Origin of the sequence: Neorhizobium alkalisoli (assembly GCF_007829835.1) — a bacterium.
GTDB lineage: Bacteria > Pseudomonadota > Alphaproteobacteria > Rhizobiales > Rhizobiaceae > Neorhizobium.
In genome coordinates, this window is record NZ_VIWP01000006.1 from 140,981 (window position 1) to 163,333 (window position 22,353).

General features: G+C 60.4%; 21 protein-coding genes. 6 read left to right on the forward strand and 15 right to left on the reverse strand.

Features of this window, described 5'->3' with window-relative positions:
• Positions 1-118 precede the first annotated feature (118 nt).
• From FHW37_RS22295 to FHW37_RS22310, 4 genes are all read right to left on the reverse strand, one after another.
• Positions 119-694: a CarD family transcriptional regulator gene (locus FHW37_RS22295; RefSeq protein ID WP_145640378.1), complete on the reverse strand. Its 576-nt coding sequence runs from the start codon at positions 692-694 to the stop codon at positions 119-121.
• A 392-nt stretch (positions 695-1,086) separates the two neighbouring features.
• Positions 1,087-1,425, reverse strand: coding sequence for a ferredoxin FdxA (fdxA, locus tag FHW37_RS22300; RefSeq protein ID WP_145640380.1), 339 nt, complete (start codon positions 1,423-1,425; stop codon positions 1,087-1,089).
• A gap of 236 nt (positions 1,426-1,661) precedes the next feature.
• Positions 1,662-2,069: an RNA-binding S4 domain-containing protein gene (locus FHW37_RS22305; protein WP_145640382.1), complete on the reverse strand. Its 408-nt coding sequence runs from the start codon at positions 2,067-2,069 to the stop codon at positions 1,662-1,664.
• 4 nt (positions 2,070-2,073) lie between these two features.
• Positions 2,074-5,172 carry a helicase-related protein gene (locus tag FHW37_RS22310; RefSeq protein WP_145640384.1) on the reverse strand — a complete coding sequence of 1,033 codons (3,099 nt, stop codon included), beginning with the start codon at positions 5,170-5,172 and terminating at the stop codon, positions 2,074-2,076.
• A 505-nt stretch (positions 5,173-5,677) separates the two neighbouring features.
• Here FHW37_RS22310 and FHW37_RS22315 point away from each other — a divergent pair.
• Entirely contained in the window at positions 5,678-5,833 is a 156-nt protein-coding gene (locus FHW37_RS22315) for a DUF3309 family protein (protein WP_145640386.1), read from the forward strand.
• A gap of 39 nt (positions 5,834-5,872) precedes the next feature.
• A complete protein-coding gene (locus FHW37_RS22320; protein ID WP_145640388.1) occupies positions 5,873-6,127 on the forward strand; it encodes a YMGG-like glycine zipper-containing protein in 255 nt (84 codons plus the stop codon).
• 191 nt (positions 6,128-6,318) lie between these two features.
• Here the strand turns inward: FHW37_RS22320 and FHW37_RS22325 are convergent, their stop codons facing one another.
• Both FHW37_RS22325 and FHW37_RS22330 read right to left on the reverse strand, forming a co-directional pair.
• Positions 6,319-7,047: a beta-ketoacyl-ACP reductase gene (locus FHW37_RS22325; protein WP_145640390.1), complete on the reverse strand. Its 729-nt coding sequence runs from the start codon at positions 7,045-7,047 to the stop codon at positions 6,319-6,321.
• Positions 7,048-7,193: 146 nt separating this feature from the next.
• Positions 7,194-8,375: an acetyl-CoA C-acetyltransferase gene (locus FHW37_RS22330; RefSeq protein ID WP_145640392.1), complete on the reverse strand. Its 1,182-nt coding sequence runs from the start codon at positions 8,373-8,375 to the stop codon at positions 7,194-7,196.
• Between the two features lie 254 nt (positions 8,376-8,629).
• On the opposite strand from FHW37_RS22330, the gene phaR reads away from it, so the two are divergent.
• The gene (phaR, locus tag FHW37_RS22335) at positions 8,630-9,214 is read left to right on the forward strand and encodes a polyhydroxyalkanoate synthesis repressor PhaR (protein WP_145640394.1); all 585 of its coding nucleotides are present in this window, start codon (positions 8,630-8,632) and stop codon (positions 9,212-9,214) included.
• An 18-nt stretch (positions 9,215-9,232) separates the two neighbouring features.
• On the opposite strand, the gene FHW37_RS22340 is transcribed toward phaR, so the two are convergent.
• The 4 genes from FHW37_RS22340 to mtgA all read right to left on the reverse strand — a co-directional run bounded on the left by FHW37_RS22340 (position 9,233) and on the right by mtgA (position 11,518).
• Positions 9,233-9,640, reverse strand: a complete 408-nt coding sequence (locus FHW37_RS22340) for a hypothetical protein (protein ID WP_145640396.1) — start codon at positions 9,638-9,640, stop codon at positions 9,233-9,235.
• A 125-nt stretch (positions 9,641-9,765) separates the two neighbouring features.
• Positions 9,766-9,951 carry a 50S ribosomal protein L32 gene (rpmF, locus tag FHW37_RS22345; RefSeq protein ID WP_118850970.1) on the reverse strand — a complete coding sequence of 62 codons (186 nt, stop codon included), beginning with the start codon at positions 9,949-9,951 and terminating at the stop codon, positions 9,766-9,768.
• A gap of 166 nt (positions 9,952-10,117) precedes the next feature.
• Complete coding sequence (locus FHW37_RS22350) at positions 10,118-10,765, reverse strand: glutathione S-transferase family protein (protein WP_145640397.1); 648 nt, start codon at positions 10,763-10,765, stop codon at positions 10,118-10,120.
• Between the two features lie 69 nt (positions 10,766-10,834).
• On the reverse strand, positions 10,835-11,518 hold the full coding sequence (mtgA, locus tag FHW37_RS22355; protein ID WP_432442890.1) for a monofunctional biosynthetic peptidoglycan transglycosylase: 684 nt from the start codon (positions 11,516-11,518) through the stop codon (positions 10,835-10,837).
• A gap of 243 nt (positions 11,519-11,761) precedes the next feature.
• Here mtgA and FHW37_RS22360 point away from each other — a divergent pair, with 243 nt between their 5' ends.
• Both FHW37_RS22360 and FHW37_RS22365 read left to right on the forward strand, forming a co-directional pair.
• Positions 11,762-12,676 carry a polyprenyl synthetase family protein gene (locus FHW37_RS22360; RefSeq protein ID WP_145640401.1) on the forward strand — a complete coding sequence of 305 codons (915 nt, stop codon included), beginning with the start codon at positions 11,762-11,764 and terminating at the stop codon, positions 12,674-12,676.
• A 22-nt stretch (positions 12,677-12,698) separates the two neighbouring features.
• On the forward strand, positions 12,699-13,340 hold the full coding sequence (locus FHW37_RS22365) for a LysE family translocator (RefSeq protein ID WP_145640403.1): 642 nt from the start codon (positions 12,699-12,701) through the stop codon (positions 13,338-13,340).
• A 30-nt stretch (positions 13,341-13,370) separates the two neighbouring features.
• Here the strand turns inward: FHW37_RS22365 and FHW37_RS22370 are convergent, their stop codons facing one another.
• The 3 genes from FHW37_RS22370 to FHW37_RS22380 form a co-directional block, all read right to left on the reverse strand.
• Entirely contained in the window at positions 13,371-14,030 is a 660-nt protein-coding gene (locus FHW37_RS22370) for an OmpA family protein (RefSeq protein ID WP_145640405.1), read from the reverse strand.
• A gap of 180 nt (positions 14,031-14,210) precedes the next feature.
• Positions 14,211-15,461 (reverse strand): flavodoxin-dependent (E)-4-hydroxy-3-methylbut-2-enyl-diphosphate synthase, encoded by a 1,251-nt coding sequence (gene ispG, locus FHW37_RS22375; protein ID WP_145640407.1) that lies wholly within the window; start codon positions 15,459-15,461, stop codon positions 14,211-14,213.
• A 147-nt stretch (positions 15,462-15,608) separates the two neighbouring features.
• The gene (locus FHW37_RS22380; RefSeq protein WP_145640408.1) at positions 15,609-16,799 is read right to left on the reverse strand and encodes an MFS transporter; all 1,191 of its coding nucleotides are present in this window, start codon (positions 16,797-16,799) and stop codon (positions 15,609-15,611) included.
• A 212-nt stretch (positions 16,800-17,011) separates the two neighbouring features.
• On the opposite strand from FHW37_RS22380, the gene FHW37_RS22385 reads away from it, so the two are divergent.
• A complete protein-coding gene (locus tag FHW37_RS22385) occupies positions 17,012-17,911 on the forward strand; it encodes a DMT family transporter (RefSeq protein WP_145640410.1) in 900 nt (299 codons plus the stop codon).
• On the opposite strand, the gene pyc is transcribed toward FHW37_RS22385, so the two are convergent.
• Both pyc and FHW37_RS22395 read right to left on the reverse strand, forming a co-directional pair.
• On the reverse strand, positions 17,899-21,360 hold the full coding sequence (gene pyc, locus FHW37_RS22390) for a pyruvate carboxylase (protein WP_145640412.1): 3,462 nt from the start codon (positions 21,358-21,360) through the stop codon (positions 17,899-17,901). The two genes, FHW37_RS22385 and pyc, sit on opposite strands and share 13 nt — an antisense overlap.
• A gap of 122 nt (positions 21,361-21,482) precedes the next feature.
• Positions 21,483-22,220: a LuxR family transcriptional regulator gene (locus FHW37_RS22395; protein ID WP_145640414.1), complete on the reverse strand. Its 738-nt coding sequence runs from the start codon at positions 22,218-22,220 to the stop codon at positions 21,483-21,485.
• Between the last annotated feature and the right edge of the window lie 133 nt (positions 22,221-22,353).

Here is a 22,353-nt window from a genome sequence, read left to right on the forward strand (position 1 = left end):
AGAATCAATTCGCCGTTTCCGGCGGGTTAACGCTGCGCGACGGAAAAAGTTCCAATAAAAAAACCCGGCACAAAGGCCGGGCTTTTTGTTGTTCCGAACCGAAGGTTCAGAAGAGATGTCAGGCTGCTTCTTCTTCCTGTGCGTCGTCTTCTTCGACAACCTTGCCGCGCTTGGGGCCCTTGGCGAGGTTGGTTTCGACGAGACGGACAGCTTCGGTTTCCGACATCTTGTTGACGGCGGCGATTTCGCGCGCCATGCGATCGAGGGCAGCTTCATAAAGCTGGCGCTCGGAATAGGACTGTTCCGGCTGGTTTTCAGCGCGGTAAAGATCACGGACCACTTCGGCGATCGAGATCAGGTCGCCAGAATTGATCTTGGCATCGTATTCCTGTGCGCGGCGCGACCACATCGTACGCTTGACGCGAGCCTTGCCCTGAACAACCTTGAGGGCGCGCTCGACGAAATCGGTCTCGGACAGCTTGCGCATGCCAATGCTGACGGCCTTTGCGACCGGCACCTTGAGGCGCATCTTGTCCTTTTCGAAATCGATCACGAAAAGCTCGAGCTTCATGCCCGCAACTTCCTGTTCTTCAATAGCCGTGATCGTGCCGACGCCATGCGCGGGATATACGATCTGTTCGCCGGTCTTGAAGCCATGGCGTGCGGGAGAATTCTTTTTCTGTAGGGTCGTCATTCGTTTCACAAACTCCCTTTAACTCACCCTTTAACCGGGTCGGGAAAGCCGGGTCTGTCAGGCCCGGATGAGACGGGGGAAACCGTCGGGTCACTCCATTACTCGCCCCACCAACGCGCGCGAAAAACCAACCCCTATCGCGAAACAGCGACGACAACAGTCTAGTGTTGTGATGTCACGGAGGACGCGCTAAGCGGTCTGTTGCTTTCGTGATGTTTTTTGGGCACGCGAGTGCCGCCTTGTGGAACAGTAGGATCTGTCTACCACAAAAAAGTGCGGAAATCAATAATTTGCTTTTGCATGTGCACAGTCCGCCACAATCGGGCCATGCTCAAGGAAAAGGCACGACACGTCAGCGAATGTGCAAACGAGACCTCGCCCCATGCCGGGACTTAGTCTCCGGAGCCCGGCTCGGCCGAGAAGAACTTCTCGTATTTGCCTTCGACGCCGTCCATTTCCTTGGCCTCGTCCATCGCATCACGCTTGACGGTGATGTTCGGCCAGATCTGTGCGAATTCCGAATTGATCTTCAGCCATTTGTCGAGACCTGGCTCGGTATCGGGCTTGATCGCCTCGGCGGGACATTCCGGTTCGCAGACGCCGCAATCGATGCATTCGTCGGGATGGATGACGAGGAAATTCTCGCCTTCATAAAAACAATCGACCGGGCAGACTTCGACGCAGTCGGTATATTTGCAGCGGATACAATTGTCTGTGACGACATACGTCATGCGGCACTCCAGAATGTCACGAAACTGCGGCAGGCTGTCGGGCAGACATGCCGGAAGCCCGCGTGATCCGGCGAAACGGACGAGCGGCTATTCGACAGTCACGTAATGCCTTTGCCCTTGCTTCGCAAGAATAAACCTTGCTGAAAGCAGCCAGGCAACGGGTGGTTTTTTCCAAACTGTGTTCGCGGAAAACCCGAACCGTGCTTTTGAAAAAACGATCGGCGGATGAAAGCGGCTCAGTCTTCGCCGATATCGGGAAACAGCCTGTCCGTCTGGCGCCGCTCGCGCTTGGTCGGCCGGCCGGCGCCGGGCATGCGCTGCGCCTGCTCGAAGGCGCTCAGTTTTTCCCACTCTTCCGGTGGTGGCGTCAGGTCTTCGTAAAGCAGGCGCGCTTCCTCGAAAGGACCGCGCCTTGCGCCACCGGATTTGACAACGAGGATGAGATCGCGCCTCTCGAGCGTAAGCTCGATCCTGTCGCCGGGCTTCACCTGAAAGCTCGCCTGCGAGACCAGGCCGCCATTCACCCGCACGTGGTTCGAATTGACGAGTGCCTGGGCGATCGAGCGGGACTTTGCCATACGCGCGAAAAAGAGCCACTTGTCGATGCGCTGGCGCGAACCGGACTGCAGCTCTTTTTCACTCATAAGCTTACTTCTTCATCTGCTCCTTCAAGGCGGCGAGCTTTGCGAAAGGCGAATCCGGATCGATCGGCTTTTCCTTGCGCGGCGGCTTTGCCTCGAAGCGAGCGGGCTGCTGGCTCTTGTTGCGGTCCGGACGATCGTTGCGATCGCCACGGTCCGGTCGTTCGCCACGATTGTCGGGGCGACGATTGTTGTCACGCGGCGGACGACCACCACCGTCTTCGCGGCGATTCTGGTTGCGATCGCGGTCACCGCGGTTGTTGTTGCCGTTCGGGCGGGCGTCACGACGCTCGCCACCTTCGCGCTGCTGGTTCTCGCCATTGCCGCCGGAACGCTGTCCCTGGCCCTGGCCGCCACGGCGATCGCCATGACGCTCGCCCTGCGGACGGCCGCCACGCTGGTTGTTTTCACGACCACCGCCCGGACGCCACAGAAGAACCGGCTTCGGCTCTTCGGCTTCCGCGGGCTTGGCTTCGGCAGCTTCGCCACCTTCGGCCGGAGCCTCGGCAACGGCTTCTGCCGGAGCAGCTTCGGCTGCAGCAGCAGCCGGCTCTTCGGCACTTTCGGCCGGAGCGGCTTCTGCAGTCTCGGTGGCTTCAGCCGTTTCAGCGGGCGCAGCTTCAGCGGCAGCCGGCGCTGCCGGTTCCTGCGCACCGAGGAAGGCCGCCGCTTCTTCCGGCTTCACGGCATCGGCGCGATAACCGAGGCCCTTCAGGATTTCTTCCATATCGTCCGGCGTTGCGCCGAGAATGGAGAGCATGGCGGTCGTCGTCGTGAAACGGCGGCCGTCATAAGCGCCTTCCGGACGCGTACCCGAACCCGGCTTCCACTGCAGGAGCGGACGGATGAGGTCGGCAAGGCGCTCGAGAATGTCGATACGCACGGCGCGCTTGCCGAGGAAACGGAAGCCGGCGAGCTTGTAGAACATCCGCTCGAAGGTGGGATCGGCAACGACCGAGGTGCGGCCGGCGGCCAGTGCCGGGATCAGGTCGCCGTAACCCGGCTTGTCGAGGCCGTCATTCTTCAGCGCCCAGAGGAGCGTGATGAGTTCGGCCGGAGCCGGCTTCAGGAGCGCCGGCATGAAGACGTGATAGGCACCGAAGCGGATGCCGTAACGGCGCATCGAGGCGCGCGCATCCTGTTCGAGCGACTTCACTTCTTCGGCGACGTCACGACGGAAAAGAACGCCGAGGTTTTCGACGATCTGGAAAGCGAGGCCCTTGGCCAGACCCTGCAGGTCTTCGGCGCGCGACAGATCGTCGAGCGGCTTCAGGATCGTTGCGACGTGATGGTTCACGAAACGCTCGATACGGGCGACGACATGTTCGCGGGCCGGACCGGTCAGCTGTTCGTCTGCCAGCAGAAGAACGCGCGGACGCATGACATGGTCGCTGGCCGCAAGGCGGGCAACCGGCTCGCCGAGCCAGCGCACGAAACCGTCGGAGCCGACAGCAAGGTCGCTATTGCCCGATGCATAAAGCCGCGCGGCGCGCGCCTCGAACTCCAGCGCCAAAGCCTTCTGGGCAGCCGTCTGCACGGCCTTGGCATCCGGGCCTTCGGCACCGGCAATCGGAGTGAACCGGAAACCGGCCAATTGCCCCACGTGATGTCCTTCCACGAAGACATCGCCATTCACACTGATTTCAGCTTCCAGCATCGCATTCTCTCTTAGGCGCCTCATGAGCACAGATGTCCTGCGGTCAACAAATCGTTTCGTCAACCGTTCATGTAACGCGTCCGACAACCTATCCTCTATTTCCCGCGTCTTTTCTTGCCAGTGTGTCGGATCGGCAAGCCAGCCAGGGCGGTTCGAAACATAGGTCCATGTACGGATTTGCGCAATTCTTGCGGACAGCGTGTCTATTTCCCCGTCTGTCCGGTCGGCACGGCGCACCTGCTCGCCCATGAACTCTTCGTTGACCGTGCCGAAGCGCACAAGATCGGAGAAAAGAGTCGAAATGAGGTCCGCATGCTGCGCCGGTGCAATTCGGCGATAGTCGGGAAGCGCGCAAGCTTCCCAAAGTTTTTCGACGCGCTCGGGCGTCGTTGCCGCATCCTTGATTTCCGGATAGCGGGAAAGATAGTCGAGCGCCTGACTGTCGGTCGCCGGCAGCGCGCGCGTCAGGCCCTGAATTTTCGGCGCCGCATCGAGGCTCGCCCGAAGTGCTGAGATGGACGAAAAATCCAGCTCCTTCGAGCGCCATTGCAGCACTTTTACCGCATCGAAATGATGGCTTTCGATCCGCTCGACGAGTTCTTCGTCGAAGGGCTGGACCTGGCCGGTCACGCCAAACGTGCCATCGCGCACATGCCGGCCTGCGCGGCCGGCAATCTGCGCCAGTTCGGACGGATTGAGATTGCGGAACTGGTAACCGTCGAACTTCCGGTCCTGCGCGAAGGCGACATGATCGACATCGAGATTGAGGCCCATGCCGATCGCGTCAGTCGCAACGAGATATTCAACGTCGCCGGCCTGATAGAGCGCCACCTGGGCATTGCGGGTACGGGGGCTGAGTGCGCCGAGCACGACGGCGGCACCACCGCGCTGGCGGCGGATCAGTTCGGCGATCGCATAAACCTCGTCAGCCGAGAAGGCGACGATGGCGGTGCGCTGCGGCAGGCGGGTAATCTTCTTCTGGCCGGCATAAAACAGCTGCGAAAGACGCGGCCGTTCGATTGTCGTGATGCCGGGCAGAAGTTTTTCGAGGATCGGCCGCATCGTGCCGGCGCCGAGAAGCAGGGTTTCCTCGCGACCACGCAGATGCAGGATGCGGTCGGTAAAAATGTGGCCGCGCTCGAGATCGCCGGCAAGCTGCACTTCGTCGATCGCGACAAAGGCGGCCTTGGTCTCGCGCGGCATGGCTTCGACAGTACAGACGGAGAAACGCGCTTTCGGTGGCGTGATCTTCTCCTCGCCGGTGATCAACGCCACCTGCGACACGCCGACCTTCTCGACGACCCGCCCATAAACCTCGCGCGCCAAAAGCCTGAGCGGAAGGCCGATCACCCCGGAACCATGGGCGACCATTCTCTCGATGGCATAATGGGTCTTGCCGGTATTGGTGGGACCGAGCACGGCGGTGACGCCGCGTCCGCTGGTTATCATGGGCTGAAAATTCAAAGCCGGATCCCGTCTGTCGACTGATCCATTTCAAGGATCGGCGAAAGACATGGCGATCCGCAACGACAAACGCAAGCCGCGATCGTGATTTTACCTCGATAATCCTCTCATTCGCAGCTGTGCGAACAGGCTTTTGCGATGTTGAGTCGAACAAAAGCGAACGAATCGGCGACGAAGGACGGATTCAGCTTTTGTTCACCGCTACTAATGGAAGCGCAGGCATGCAGACCTACGAAATGCTGAATCTTTGGTGCTGAAACCGGTGCTTTCGTTGACGTTTGAGCCTGATGGCTCGGAGTCACGTCCACCATAGAGAGTCAAGCGGGCAGGCTTGCAACGACCACGATATCTGTCACCCGTTTACCACACGTGATGGCGCGGCAATAAGCCTTTGGAACAAAACTTACAAAGACACGTTTTCCCCGCAATTCCAAACGGCTGCGATCCCATAGAGGCGGTTGCAGTGGAACAGGCAGCGGAGATATAAAACATGCTCGGAACCGTATTACTCGTTATCCTTATTCTGCTGTTGCTTGGCGCATTGCCAAATTGGGGTTACAGCCGGAGCTGGGGATACGGCCCGTCCGGTGGTCTCGGACTGGTCGTGATCATCATCATCATTCTCCTGCTGATGGGCAGGATCTAAAGCGCCAACACGCGCAACACAAGGGAAGGGAAAACTGACATGAAGAAGATCTTGCTCGTAGGCGCCATGATGGCAGCTCTGGCATCCTGCACCTCGACCGAAAAGGGCACCGCAATCGGCGCCGGCACCGGTGCAGTTATCGGCGGTGCAGTCACCAACAGCTGGGGTGGTGCAGCAGTCGGCGCCGTTGCAGGCGGCCTGGTCGGCGCAGCCATCGGCGAATCGCAGAAGCACCCGGGCTATTGCGTCTATCGCGACCGTTACGGCCGCACCTACGAAGCCCGTTGCCGCTAATCGCAACCGGTCTTCGATCAATCAACCGGCGTCCGAAAGGGCGTCGGTTTTTTCATGTCTGAAGGATCGAACAGACATTGGGCCAAAGCCGGAACGAATCGCTGACGAATCGGCGACATCTTCGTTTTCCGGGTTTGTTCACGCCAATATATTGTTATTTATGAATATTTTAACCATAGAGCCGAAGCCGGTCAGCCCGCAAAAAACTGTCCGCCATTGGCTGTCAGGGTCGAGCCGGTGATGAAGCCGGCCTCATCCGAGACCAGGAACACGACGCAGCGGGCAACTTCTTCCGGTTCGCCGAGGCGGCCGACCGGGATCTGCGGCACGATCTTCTCCGCCAGCACCTTTTCCGGAATGGCCCGCACCATTTCGGTGGCGATATAACCGGGGCAGATGGCGTTGACGGTGATGTTGCGGGTCGCGCCTTCCTGCGCCAGTGCCTTGGTGAAACCGAGATCTCCGGCCTTGGCCGCCGAATAGTTCACCTGCCCCATCTGGCCCTTCTGGCCATTGATCGAGGAAATATTGACGATCCGCCCGAAACCGCGATCACGCATGCCGGTCCAGACGGGATGCGTCATGTTGAAAAGACCGGTCAGGTTCGTATCGACCACTTCCTTCCATTGAAGCGGCGTCATCTTGTGAAACATGCTGTCGCGGGTAATGCCGGCATTGTTGACGAGGATTTCGACAGGCCCGAGCATGGCCTCGACCCGGGCAATGCCGTCGACACAGGCTTCATAATTCGAGACATCCCATTTGAAGACCGGGATGCCGGTCCGCTCATGGAAGGCGGCGGCCTTTTCCTCGTTGCCGGCATAGTTTGCCGCAACCGAATAACCCGCGGATTTGAGAGCGATACTGGTTGCCTCGCCGATGCCGCGAGTCCCTCCCGATACCAATGCCACGCGACCCATCAGCCGTTCCTCCTCAGCGTTGTATCCCCATGCCAAAAATGGATGGCAGGCGATGTAACTCGCCTCACTATGCCAGAGAAAATGCAACCCGCCAGTCTTTCATGACGGGAAGCGCATAAACAAAGATCCGAAGCCAAAGTTGAAACTTAAAGCGTCTCCAGGCACATGGCGATGCCCATGCCACCGCCGATGCACAGCGTCGCCAGCCCCTTCTTGACGCCCCGGCGCTTCATTTCGAAGACCAGCGTGTTGAGAATACGAGCGCCGGATGCGCCGATCGGATGGCCGATCGCGATCGCGCCGCCATTGACGTTAACGATCGAAGGATCGAAGCCGAGATCGCGAACGACCGCGCAGGACTGTGCCGCAAAGGCCTCATTGGCTTCAACGAGTTCGACATCGCCGATCCGCCAGCCAGCCTTTTCCAGCGCCTTGCGCGAGGCCGGGATCGGTCCGGTGCCCATGATCTGCGGATCGACGCCAGCCGTTGCCCAGGACACGATCCGGGCAAGCGGAGCGATGCCGCGCCGCGAAGCTTCATCCTCGGCCATCAGGACGGCAGCGGCTGCGCCGTCGTTCAGGCCGGAAGCGTTGGCTGCCGTGACCGTACCATCCTTGTCGAAGGCGGGACGCAGCTTGGCCATCGCCTCGATCGTCGCACCGGCACGGATATATTCGTCCGCATCGACCGTAACGTCACCCTTGCGGGTGCTGATGACGAAGGGAACGATCTCGTCCTTGAACCGGCCTGCGAGCTGGGCCGCTTCGGCCTTGTTCTGCGAGGAGACGGCGAACTGGTCCTGTTCCTCGCGCGTCAGCTGCCACTGGCGGGCGATGTTTTCCGCCGTGATGCCCATATGGTAGCCGTAAAAGGCGTCCGTCAGGCCGTCCTTGATCATCGTGTCGATCATCTTGAAATCGCCCATCTTCACGCCGCCGCGCAAATGCGCGCAATGCGGTGCCATGGACATGGATTCCTGGCCGCCGGCCACGATGATCTGCGCATCGCCCAGCGCGATCTGCTGCATGCCGAGCGCGACTGCGCGCAGGCCGGAACCGCAGAGCTGGTTGACGCCCCAGGCGGTCTTTTCCTTCGGAACGCCGGCCTTCATCGCCGCCTGGCGCGCCGGGTTCTGTCCTTCGCCTGCCGGCAGGACCTGACCGAGGATAACCTCATCCACCTCGGCCGCATCGACGCAGGCGCGCTCGAGCGCTGCCTTGACGACACTTGCACCCAGCTCGTGGGCGGCGACATTGGCAAAGGCGCCGTTGAAGGAACCGACGGCGGTTCTTGCTGCAGATGCGATGACGATCGATGGGCTGGTCATGACTGTTTCCTCCTGAACTCTGTTTGGCGCGGAGAGTGTCAAAGCGCGCTGCGATAGTCAAACCCGCGGGGACTGCCGCCCGGTTACCTCAATGGCAGAAATACCCGCGAAAATTCATGGATTTGCTGCGCAGCACGGGGTCGCCGCGTTGCACAAAATAGATTGTCAGCACCCTTCATTTAGGCTTACATTCGCAATGGGAGAAGTGCCGCCGCATAAGAATGAACGATATCGACGGCCGGAGGAGGGCAATCATGGCGAAAATCGAAGGCGAAGTGGTTATCAAGAAATACGCCAACCGGCGTCTCTACAATACCGGTACCAGCACCTATGTGACGCTCGAAGATCTGGCCAAGATGGTCAAGAAGGGCGAGGAATTCATTGTCCAGGACGCCAAGAGCGGCGAGGACATTACCCATTCGGTTCTGACCCAGATCATTTTCGAGCAGGAATCCAAGACCGGCAACACGCTTCTGCCCGTTTCCTTCCTGCGCCAGCTGATCTCCTATTATGGCGACCAGATGCAGATGGTCGTGCCGACCTTTCTCGAACATTCGATGAAGACCTTTACCGACCAGCAGGCGCAGATGCGCGAGCAGATGACGCGCGCCCTCGGCGACACGCCGCTGGCCAAGAACCTGCAGGCGCCGATGCAGCTGATGGAAGATCAGGTGCGCCGCAATACCGAGCTTTTCCGCCAGACGCTGCAGATGTTTTCGCCCTTCACGCCCCAGCCGAGTGCGCCTGCCGCAAAGAAGCCTGCGGACGCCAAGGATATCGACGACCTGAAGGACCAGCTGCGCGCGCTGCAGGACCGTCTGGACAGCATGGGAAGCTGAAAGCTTCCCTTCCCAGCCTTACAATCCGATCGAGACATCCCGGCCGGCGGCGCGAATTGCCACCGCAAAGCCGCCGATGACGTCGACGAAGGTGATCGTCATCAGGATGAAGAAGGTCTGCGTCGCCGCATTCCGGACCAGCAGGAACTCGACCAGAAAAGCGATGAAGACCAGCATGGACAGCATGTGATTGAGCAGCGAGCCGCGCCCATTGCGGCTGGCCTTCAGGATCTCGATGAACAGGAAGAAAAGTGCGACGACGATCAGCACGTCGCCGAGGTTCATCGTCCAGTTGGCGCCCGACAGCATCTGCAGCGAGATCACCACATCCTCAAGCGCGGCCACGCCGCCTGCGCCGAACAGGCCGATCATCGCAAGATTGTAGAGGATGAACGGGATGATCATCAGCGGCAGGGCAACAAGCATGACTGGCTCCGCAAAGGGTAATCTCGGGGCCCGGACTTTGCTGTCTCGAGCCGCTTTCCGCAAGGTCGTGCAGAAACAAAAAAGGCCGGCAAAGCCGGCCTTTCAAGTAGAACAAGGAAAAACGCTTATGCGCTTTCCTTCGGCGTCAGAACCTGACGGCCGCGGTACATGCCGGTCTTCAGATCGACATGGTGCGGCCGGCGCAGTTCGCCGGAATTCTTGTCTTCGACATAGGTCGGAGCCTTGAGCGCGTCGGCGGAGCGGCGCATACCGCGCTTGGACGGGCTCGTTTTTCTCTTCGGTACAGCCATTTTCGTTACTCCACTTCGTGCAAAACGTAATCTCCGGCCGCTGTGAGGCCGAACTCATCACGTCTCGATCTCGGAAATTGGAGCGGCTTATACATGCGCATAGGGGCTTTGACCAGTCCTTGGGCCCTATTTTTTCGAGGGATCGGCATTTTCAGGTTGAAACGCTTCAGGCCTCGTCTTCTTCGACGATCCAGGGCTCCTTCAATGCCGCTTCCTGCCATGCCAGCCAGGCCGGGTGGGATTTGACCGCGTCCATATAATCAAGCGTCTCCCGGTCGTCCACGAGATGATAGACATCGAACCGGTTGACGACGGGCGCAAACATCGCGTCAGCCCCGGAAAATGCGCCGAAAAGGTAAGGCCCGCCGGACTTTTGCCTGAGCTCCCGCCAGATCGCCGAAATCCGCGCGACATCATCCATCACACCATCCGGCAGGGCGATCTTGCCCTTCGGCCGGCGGATATTCATCGGGCAGGCATTGCGCAGTGCCCGGAAGCCGGACAGCATTTCCATGGAAATGGAACGGGCAATTGTGCGGTCCGCCGCAGCTTTCGGCCAGAGGCCGCTTTCCGGAAAAAGCTCGGCCGCATATTCGATGATCGCCAGCGATTCCCAGACGCGCACATCGCCATGATGCAGGACGGGGACGCGGCCGGTCGGCGAAATCGGCTTGAACTTCGGATTGCCGGCGGCCATTTCGAACGGTATCAGCACTTCCTCAAACGGGATGCCGGCCGCCGTCAGCGCGATCCATGGACGCATGGACCAGGACGAATAATTCTTGTTGGCGATATAAAGGACGAGCTTTTCCATGGCGATCTCCCGATTGGTCTTGGCAGGCTATACGCACACGGCATGCCCGACCAATGAATTGCCGGAAACTCAGTCATAAATGCATTTGATATAGGCGCCGGAATTACGCGCCCGGCGCTCGACGATCGCTGCCAGCCGCTGCATGCCGCGCGACGGCTTGCTGGCCACGCGCGTGAAAGGGTTGGGCAGGGAGACGGCGAGAAGAGCCGCCTGCCGCGAGGACAGTTTTGCCGCCGAGGTCTTGAAATGATGCTGGGCCGCAGCCTCGGCGCCATAAATGCCCGGCCCCCATTCGGCGATGTTGAGATAGATCTCCATGATCCGCCGTTTCGAAAGAACGAAATCGGTGCCGAGCGCCAATGGCAGTTCCAAGCCCTTGCGGATGAAGGAGCGGCCGTTCCAGAGGAACAGGTTTTTCGCCGTCTGCATCGGGATCGTGCTTGCCCCGCGCGTCGCCTCGCCATCGAGCGCGTCCTGAACGACTCCGCGCATCTGGCGCCAGTCGACGCCGGCATGCATGCAGAACTGCCCGTCCTCCGACATCATCACCGAACGCACGAGCGCCGGCGAAATATCGTCGAGGCTCACCCAGCGGCGGTCATAACCGCGAAACAGCACGAGTTCCGACAGCATCAGCGTCGAGACCGGCCGTGTGAAGGGAAGCGCGTAAACGAAGACCAGCAGATATGGCAGCAGCATCAACGCGATGACGGCAAGCACGATACGGCGGAGCCAGGGCATGGACTGAAACATGGCATTAAGACGCTGAAGCCAGGCCGGCTTCATCGCGTCCTCCTCTTGTGCAGGTTGTTCCTGCGCAGGCTGTTCAGGTGCAATGTCCAATAGCGCGGCCCGATGCCATTGTAGACCAAGGTTTTGTTTTTCATAACCGCTGCGGGTGGCGATGGCGAGTCCGCTGCGGCAAACTTCCACCTTTCTGGTAAATCGCCGCTACGCCTGCTTGCCCGCGCCTTTTCGCCATGCCAGATAGCGGCCATGACGATATCAGACGCCGCATTCGAAAGCCGATTGAAGGAAAGCGCCGCTGCGACGCAGACGATGCTGCTCACCCTTCTTTCCGACGCTGTCCTGCCCGATGAACTGGCCCGTCCGGAGCGGCTGATGGCGGCGATGCGGCACGGTTCGCTGAATGGCGGCAAGCGGCTGCGACCGTTTCTGGTGCGCGAAAGCGCGCTACTTCTCGGTGGCGATGACGACGCCGCCCTGCGCGTCGGCACGGCACTCGAATGCCTGCACTGTTATTCGCTGATCCACGACGACCTTCCGGCCATGGATGATGACGACACCCGTCGCGGCCAACCGACCGTCCACAAGGCTTTCGATTACGCCACCGCCATTTTGGCCGGCGACAGCCTTCTGACCTATGCCTTCGACATCATCGCCGCGCCCGAAACGCAGCTGCCGGACCGTGCCAAGACCGAGCTTGTTCTCGCCCTCGCGCGCGCCGCCGGCGCAGGCGGCATGGCGGGTGGACAGGCGCTCGATCTCGCCGCGGAAACATCGCCACCGGATGAGGCCGGCATCCGCATGCTGCAGGCAATGAAGACCGGCGCGCTGATCCGCTTCGGCTGCGAGGCGGGCGCCATCATTGCCGGCGCATCTGCACATGACCGTCAGACCTTGCGGCTGTTCGGCCAGAAGATCGGCCTCGCTTTCCAGCTGGCCGACGATCTTCTCGACTTGACCGCCGACGCCGCCACCATGGGCAAGGCGACCGGTAAGGATGCGGCCCGCGGGAAGGGCACGCTGGTCGGCCTGCACGGCATAGACTGGGCCGAAAAACACCTGGACGAATTGACGGCCGAGGCCGTGGAACTGCTTGCGCCCTATGGCGAAAAGGCGATGATGCTGCAGGCGACGGCCCGCTTCGTGGCAAACCGCCAGAACTGATCGGGCATTATCGGGGGAAAACATGTCGGAAGCGCTGGGTTACCTGCCTTATATGTGGCCGGCTTATATTGCCTATCTGATCAATGTCGTAAGCCCCGGCCCCGCCAATTTCGCCATCATCGGCACTGCCATCTCGCAAGGCCGCCGCGCCGGCCTGATCACCGCGCTCGGCATTGCCGGCGGCTCCTTCACCTGGGCCTGCGCCGCAGCCCTTGGCCTCGCCGCCCTGTTGCGCAATTACGCGATTGCGCTGGAAATCCTGAAAATCGTCGGCGGGGTCTATCTTCTTTATCTCGCCTTCAAGGCCTATCGCTCGGCCAGATTGCCGAATGAAAAGATGGCGATCGGCAATACGCGCACGAATTACACGGCAAGGCAGCTGTGGCTGCGCGGCTATGCGATCCACCTGACCAATCCGAAGGCGATCTTTGCCTGGCTGGCGATCATTTCGCTCGGCCTGCCGGACCATGCGCCGACCTCTGCTATCGTGATGATCATCACGGTCTGCATGACATCGAGCCTGATTATTTTCACGGGATATGCGCTGGTGTTTTCAACGCCGCATGCGCTGCGCGGCTACCGGGCGGCAAGACGCTGGATCGAAGGCGCCATGGTGCTGATCTATGGCGCGGCCGGCATCAAACTGCTGACGAGCCGCATCTGAAAGACACGGCCCGCCGGATCTTCAAGAAGATCAGTTCTGGGTGATCGGTGCGATCTGCACTTCGACGCGGCGGTTGAGCGCGCGGCCGTCCGGGGTCGCATTGGTGGCGACCGGCTGCGACGGACCGAAGCCCATCGTGGACATGCGGCGCTGGTCGACGCCACGGCTGCCGAGATAATTGGCGACCGAAGCGGCGCGGCGCTGCGACAGATCCTGGTTGTGCTGCAGGCTGCCGGTCGAGTCGGTGTGACCGTTGACGTCGATATAGCTCTTGTTGAACTTGTTGAGCACGATCGCGACCGAATCCAGCGTGCGATAGAACGGCGGGATGACCTGGTCCTGATCCGTCGCAAAGGTGATGTTGGACGGCATGTTGAGGATGATGCGATCACCCACGCGCGTCACCGAGACGCCGGTGCCCTGCAGCTGGGCGCGCAGTTCGGCTTCCTGGTTGTCCATGTAGCTGCCGATCGCGCCGCCGGCGAGTGCGCCGATACCGGCACCGATCAGTGCATTGCGGCCCTTGTTGCCGCCGCCGATCAGAAGGCCGCCGACTGCGCCGAGACCGGCACCGATGGCAGCGCCACCTGCGGTATTAGACATCTTCTGCTGGCCCGTATAGGGGTCGGTCGTCGTGCAGGCAGACAGATAGGTTCCGCAAAGCGCGACAATGGCAATTTTCTTGAACATGTGAATCAGAATCCCCGTCGTCCGTGATAGCCCTCATTTACCATCAATTGCGGCAATAGCGAGGAAAACCACCGGACGCGGGTTTAAGGATTTTTACCTAGGCAAGTAACGCCTGGTGTGCCGGCCATTTCGGCTCGCGAAGCTATCTGGGACAGAGAATGCAAAGTCCGGTAGGAAATCTTACTCCGCCGCGGTCTTCTGACCAAACCGGTTCTCGATATACTCGATCACCAGCTTCTCGAAATCGGCGGCGATATTCGGGCCACGCAGCGTCATTGCCTTCTTGCCGTCGATGAAGATCGGGGCGGCCGGGGTTTCGCCGGTGCCGGGCAGGGAGATGCCGATATCGGCGTGTTTGCTTTCGCCCGGTCCGTTGACGATGCAGCCCATGACGGCGACGTTGAGGGCTTCGACGCCCGGATATTTTTCGCGCCAGACCGGCATGTTCTTGCGGATGTCGTTCTGGATGTTCTGGGCCAGTTCCTGGAAGACGGTCGAGGTGGTGCGACCGCAGCCGGGACACGCCGCGACGACCGGGATGAACTGGCGGAAACCCATGACCTGCAGGATTTCCTGGGCCACCTGGACTTCCTTGGTGCGGTCGCCATTCGGCTCCGGCGTCAGCGAGACACGGATCGTGTCGCCGATGCCGTGTTGCAGGACATAGCCCATGGCAGCCGAGGAGGCGACGATGCCTTTCGATCCCATGCCGGCTTCGGTGAGGCCAAGATGCAGGGCGTGGTTGGAGCGCTCGGCGAGCATCGAATAACAGGCGATCAGGTCCTGCACCTGGCTGACCTTGGCCGAGAGAATGATACGGTTGCGCGGCAGGCCGATCGATTCGGCAAGCTCTGCCGAGATCAGCGCCGACTGCACGATCGCTTCATGCATGACCTGACGGGCCGAGAGCGGCGAGCCGGCTTCGGCATTGCGGTCCATCAGCGTCGTCAACAGATCCTGGTCGAGCGAACCCCAGTTGACGCCGATACGCACCGGCTTGTCGTAGCGGATCGCCATCTCGATGATATCGGCGAACTGCTTGTCCTTCTTGTCCTTGAAGCCGACATTGCCCGGATTGATCCGGTATTTCGCCAGCGCCTCGGCGCAGGCCGGATGATCGGCAAGCAGCTTGTGGCCGATATAGTGGAAATCGCCGATCAGCGGCACGTCCATGCCGAGCCTGAGCAGGCGTTCGCGGATTTTCGGAACGGCGGCAGCGCTCTCGTCGCGATCGACGGTGATGCGCACCAGTTCCGAACCGGACCGGTAAAGCGCTGCAACCTGTGCGACGGTCGCGTCGATATCGGCCGTATCGGTATTCGTCATCGACTGCACGACGACCGGCGCGCCACCGCCAACGATCACACCGCCGACATCGACGGCAACGGTGGCGCGGCGCGGTTTCGGATCGTAATCAAGGGGTGATGTCATCGTTCTGGTCTCGTCGCATTCGACTGGATAGCCATTGGGGCGCTTTTCAGGTGGCGTATGGGTTGCGGCTTGTCAACCGTCAGCACCAATCACTTTGTCACCTGCACTTTACCGCGTGGTTGTGACGCGATCCAGATGAGACATTCATCAGTGATGTGCGCCATCCGCATGCCTCGCCAGCCGTGACAGGAAGAGTACGACGATCAGCAGGCCGGAAAGGCCGATGAAGACGTTTCCGAGCCCCGTATGTTCGGCAATGAAGCCGATGCCCGACGGTGCCACGAGAATGCCGGAATACCCCATCGTCGTGACCACCGACAGGCCGACGCCCGCTGCCATGCCGGGCAGGTTGCCGGCGGCCGAAAAGGCGATCGGCACGATGTTGGAAATGCCGATGCCGGCCAGGGCAAAACCGGCAATCGCCATCGGAACGTTTTCGGCAAGACCGATCAGCAGCAGCCCCAAAATGGCAATGACCGCGCAGACCCGAAGCGTCATGACGGCACCAAAACGGTCGCGGATCAGGTCGCCGGCAAAACGCATGACGGCCATGGTGAGCGAGAAGGCGGCAAAGGCGAAGCCGGACAGGGTGACCGAGGCGGAAAGCTCATTGCGCAGATAAAGCGCGCCCCAGTCGAGAATCGAGCCTTCGGGGATCATGCAGAACAGCGCCATGATGCCGATCAGCCAGGGCAGGGGCGAGCGCGGCAGGCGGCTTCTTTCCGCATGGGCATGGTCTTCCGGATGCGGCGCATCATGCAGAACGATACGCCACGCAAAGACGATCGTGACCGCAGCGAAAACCGTGGCGATGATGGCATGGGGCATGGTGCCGATGCGCTCGATCAGGAAACCGCCGGTCGAGGAGCCGATCAGGCCGCCAAGGCTCCAGAATGCGTGGCAGGAGGACATGATGGCGCGCCGCATGCCTTTTTCGGTGGCGACCGCATTCGCGTTCATGGCGACATCCATGGCGCCGAGCAGTCCGCCGAACAGGAAGATCGCGACGGCACCGGTCCAGATATTGCCGGCCAGCGACAGGAGCAGAAGAAGCGGGATCAACAGAACGGCGGTCACCTTCGATACCCGACTGGAGCCGAAACGCGCAATCTGGCTGCCGGCGATCGGCATCATGGTGATCGAGCCGAGGCCGAAGGTCAGGATCATCAGGCCAAGCGATTTTTCACTGAGATCGAGTCTCGATGCGAATTCCGGTATCTTCGGCGCCCAAGCCCCGATCATAAAACCGTTCATCAGAAACAGCAGCGAGACGCCCGCGCGCTCCGGGGTGACATAGGGTGTCACCGCCTTTGGCTTGGCCAGTGATAGATCATCCATTGCGGTTCCTCCACTCGCGGGGAAAATATTTAAATCGATTGAATTTGCAATAATCAAATCCGCTGATGTGAGGCACGATTTGTATCGCGATGAAATTCATTCGTCCCGATGCGATTTGTTGACAGCGGCCAGAATTTGGTTTCTGTCGTAATCACTTCCACACATTCATTTCATGGCTCTGCGCCAAAGGCGTCAGCCAAGCGGTGCTCATCGTGAAAAATTCATATGGTACCGGCATCCTGCTGGTCACGCTCTCCTACCTGCTTTTCAGCAGCCATGACGCCCTGATTAAGATTCTGGTCGTTTCCGTCACCACTTGGCAGATTCTCTTCTTCCGCAGCTCCACGGTTTTGATCGGCTGCCTCATCATCGGCGGGCGGCAGACTGCGACGCGGGCGGTCCGTTCGTCGATCATCAAGCCGATGGCGATCCGCAGCATCTTCCTGATCGCCGCGTGGATCTCCTATTACACGGCCGCGAAATCGCTGCAGCTCGGCCAGCTGACGACGATCTATTTTGCCGCGCCGGTGGTTGCGACACTTCTTGCCGGCCCGATGCTCGGAGAGACGGTCAGCATCTCACGCTGGCTTGCGGTCATCATCGGGTTTATCGGCGTGGTCGTCGCCAGCGATCCGGCGGGCCTGACCATATCGCTGCCCGTCTATCTGGTTTTCCAGGCCGCCTGTCTCTGGGCCTTCTGCATGGTGCTTCTGCGCCGCACGGCCATGCATGAGACGAGCCTCGTGCAGATGATCATCACCAATTTCTTCTTCGTGCTGTTCAGCGGCGGGATGGTGCTGATGAGCTGGACGTCGATCAATCTGACCACAGCCGGCCTGCTGGCCGCCGTCGGTGTCATCGGCGGGCTTGCGCAGTTCACGGCCTTCGAGGCGATGCGCCGGGCACCGGTCTCGGTTCTGGCACCGTTTGAATACTCGTCGCTCGTCTGGGCCTTTGTCCTCGGCTACCTGATCTGGGGCGATATTCCGGCCCTGCATGTGGCGATCGGCGCAGTCCTGATCGGCTGCGCCGGCCTCATCATCATCTTCAACGAAAAGCTCGGCCGGAAAATCCGGTCGAGCGATGATGGCGGTGAGCGTCAGGCGCTGTAGACGACAAGCAGGTCCTTGGCGTCGATCTGATCGCCGGCCTTGACCAGCACTTCGGCGATCGTCCCGTCCTTTTCGGCATGCAGCGCCGTTTCCATCTTCATCGCTTCGATGGAGAGGAGAACGTCGCCCGCCTTGATGGCCTGGCCGGTCGAAACGAAGACGCGGGAGATGACGCCCGGCATCGGTGCCCCGAGCTGGGCGGCGTTGCCGGCTTCGGCCTTGCGGCGGATCGCGCTGCCGGAGGCGCCAACGGCACGATCCGGCACCTTGATGCGGCGCGGCTGGCCGTTCAGTTCGAAGAAGACCGTGACCAACCCTTGCGCATCCGGCGCGCTTGCGGCCTGATTGACGATGACCAGCGTCTTGCCCTTTTCGATTTCCGCCAGCATTTCCTCGCCATCGGCCAGCCCGTAGAAATAGGCATGCGTGGGCAGGACGGAGACCGGGCCGTAGGTGTCCGAAGCGAGCGCGAAGTCGGTGAACACTTTCGGATACATCAGGTAGGAGGCGAATTCGAAATCGTCGACCGCCCGCTCCAGCTTGGTTTCGATCACCTTGCGCTCGGCATCGAGATCGGCCGCAGCCAGAAGCGAGCCTGGCACTGCCGTATAGGGCGCATCCCCCTTCAGCGCCTTCTTCTGGATCGCTTCAGGCCAGCCGCCCGGAGGCTGGCCGAGATCGCCCTTCAGCATCGAGACGACCGAATCCGGGAAGGCGATGTCCTTGGCCGGGTTCTCGACATCGGCAACCGTCAGATCCTGGCTGACCATCATCAGTGCCATGTCGCCGACGACCTTCGAAGACGGCGTCACTTTGACGATATCGCCGAACATCTGGTTCACGTCGGCATAGGTCTGGGCGACCTTGTGCCACTTGGTCTCGAGGCCCAGCGAACGGGCCTGTTCCTTGAGGTTGGTGAACTGGCCGCCCGGCATTTCATGCAGATAGACTTCCGAAGCCGGCCCCTTGAGGTCGCTTTCGAAGGCCGCGTACTGACCGCGCACGGCTTCCCAATAGAAGGAAATCTTGCGGATCCATGCCGGATGCAGGCCCGGATCGCGATCCGTGCCCGACAGCGCTTCGACGATGGAGCCGAGGCAGGGCTGCGAGGTATTGCCGGAGAGCGCGTCCATGGCCGCATCGACCACATCGACACCGGCTTCCACGGCGGCAAGCACGGTCGCGGCCGCGATGCCGGACGTGTCATGGGTGTGGAAATGGATCGGCAGGTCCGTTGCCTCACGCAGCGCCTTGAACAGGACGCGGGCGGCTGCAGGCTTCAAGAGGCCGGCCATGTCCTTGAGCGCGATGATATGGGCACCGGCCTTTTCCAGCTCCTGTGCCAGCGCGACGTAATATTTGAGGTCGTATTTCGGCCGGGCGGAATTGAGCAGATCGCCGGTATAGCAGATCGCTGCCTCGCAGATCCGGTTCTCCTCGTTCACCGCATCCATCGACACGCGCATATTGTCGACCCAGTTCAGGCAGTCGAACACGCGGAACACGTCGATACCGCCCTTGGCGGCCTGGGCGACGAAATATTTGACGACATTGTCAGGATAGTTCTTGTAGCCGACGCCGTTTGCGCCGCGCAGCAGCATCTGCAGAAGAATGTTCGGTGCTGCCTCGCGGATATTGGCGAGCCGCTCCCAGGGATCTTCGGTGAGGAAGCGCATCGATACGTCGAAGGTTGCACCACCCCAGCATTCCAGCGAGAACAGGTTCGGCAGCGCACGGGCATAAACGCCGGAGATCTTGGCTATGTCATAGGTGCGCATGCGGGTGGCGAGCAGCGACTGATGGCCGTCGCGCATCGTCGTGTCGGTCAGCATGACCTGTTTCTGCGCGCGCATCCATTCACCGAATTTCTTCGGGCCGAGCGCATCGAGCTTCTGCTTGGTGCCGTCGGGAATGGCGGTGTCGATATAGGGCAGGACAGGTTTTGCCGCATGTTCTGCGGGTGCCGGCCGGCCCTTCACTTCCGGATGGCCGTTGACGGTGACGTCGGCGAGATAGGTCAGAAGCTTGGTGGCGCGGTCCTGCCGCTTCACCTGCTCGAACAGTTCCGGCGTCGTGTCGATGAACCGCGTCGTATAGGTATTGTCGCGGAATTTCGCATGCCCGATGATCGCTTCGAGGAAGGTCAGGTTGGTCGCGACACCGCGAATACGGAATTCGCGCAAGGCGCGGTCCATGCGGGCGATCGCTTCCTGCGGGTTCGGCGCCCAGGCCGTGACCTTGACGAGCAGCGGATCGTAATAACGGGTGATGATCGCGCCCGAATAGGATGTGCCGCCGTCGAGACGGATGCCGAAGCCGGAAGCCGAGCGATAGGCAGTGATACGGCCGTAATCCGGGATGAAATTGTGTTCCGGATCTTCGGTCGTGATGCGGCATTGCAGGGCATGGCCGTTGAGCCGGATGTTTTCCTGGGCAGGTACCCCCGATTCCGGCGTGCCGATTGCAAAGCCGTCGAGGATATGGATCTGCGCCTTGACGATATCGATGCCGGTGACGACTTCGGTCACCGTATGCTCGACCTGAATGCGCGGGTTGACTTCGATGAAGTAGAATTTGCCGCTATCGGCATCCATCAGATATTCGACGGTGCCCGCACCGACATAACCGGTGGCGGACGCGATCTTCAGCGAATAGGCGGCCAGTTCCTGCCGCTGCGCTTCCGAAAGATAGGGCGCAGGCGCGCGCTCGACGACCTTCTGGTTGCGGCGCTGGATGGAGCAGTCGCGCTCGAACAGATGCACGACATTGCCATGCGTATCGCCAAGAATCTGGCTTTCCACGTGGCGGGCACGCTCGACCAGCTTTTCCAGATAGACCTCGTCCTTGCCGAAGGCGGCCATCGCCTCGCGCTTGGCTTCGGTCACTTCCTTGGCAAGATCCTTCGGGTCACGGATGGCGCGCATGCCGCGACCGCCGCCACCCCAGGAGGCCTTCAGCATGACCGGGTAACCGATCTCCTCGGCCATCTTCGCCACTTCAGCCATATCGTCCGGCAGCGGCTCGGTGGCGGGCACGACCGGCACGCCGACGGAGATGGCGAGATTGCGTGCGGCGACCTTGTTGCCGAGCTGGCGCATCGTGCCCGGACGCGGGCCGATGAAGATGATGCCGGCTTCGTCGCAGGCATCGACGAATTCCGGGCTCTCGGACAGAAGGCCGTAACCGGGATGGATGGCATCGGCGCCGGAAAGCTTGGCGACACGGATCACTTCCGAGATCGAAAGATAGCTTTCGATCGGGCCCATATCCTTTTCCAGATGCGGCCCACGGCCGACCTGATAGCTTTCATCGGCCTTGAAACGATGCAGGGAAAGTTTGTCTTCCTCCGCCCAGATCGCCACGGTCTTGATGCCGAGCTCATTGGCGGCACGAAAGACGCGGATGGCGATTTCAGAACGGTTGGCGACGAGTATCTTCGAAATTGGCAAAGCAGAACCTCCCCAGGATGCCATCGAAATGCTGCACCGCAGGAGATCAATATCGCCTTCGTTACGCAAGTACTATTTGAGGGAGACCTTGCGATAAAAAGGCCCGGGAAGGATATGCTGCTTCAGGTGACGAGGCCGAGCCGGAAGGCCATGGCGACAACGTGCTGGCGGTTCTTGGCGCTGAGCTTTTCCTGCAGGCCGTTGATGTACCAGTCGACGGTGTGGCTGGAAATGTCGAGCGTGCGGGCGATCTCGTTCGAGGTCAGGCCATCGGCGAGAAGACCGATGACTTCCATCTCCCGTCGTGTCAGCTGAGTATCGAGCTTGGCGGTCTGTTCGAGCGCCTCCGCTTCGCCGCGCAATTCCAGATAACGCCAAAAGACGCGCTTGGCCGCTGCATCGAACAGTGCACATTCGCTCGGCGAGAGATCGACCGGCCGGCCGCTGATCGTCACGCTTCCCAGCACGCCGTTGCGGCCATGCACCGGAAACAGGTAACCGTCGTCCAGCCCATGCCGCGCGGCTTCCTGCATCATCCGTTCCATGCGCTGGCGATGCGGATCGCCCTGAAAGGCCTGCAAAGCCTCACGCCAGCGAAACGGCCTTTGCGCCATTCCCAGCATCCGGACGGTCGGATCGATCAGGACATATTTGCGGGCCTTGTAGACGTCCATCCAGCCTTCCGGCCAGCGTCCCGCAATCATGCTGTTATCCGGCTCCTGGTGGCGTTTGCGCAGCATGACGGAATAGAATGAGAAACCGTAGGCTTTCAGCAGTGATTCAAGATTGGCGGTAACATCTTCTTCCGTTCTCGCCTCCCCGACCAGAACCAGAAGCTGTACAATCAACTGGATGTTCAAATTTTTCCCCTAGCCCGCCTTGGCGACAGGCATATTTTACATTTGGGTTTTGCTCAAATGCTCTTCTATAATCGATTAGCATAACCATCATTCGCTCGGCGTACATGGCGAAATCTAGGTATTGACGTTTCAA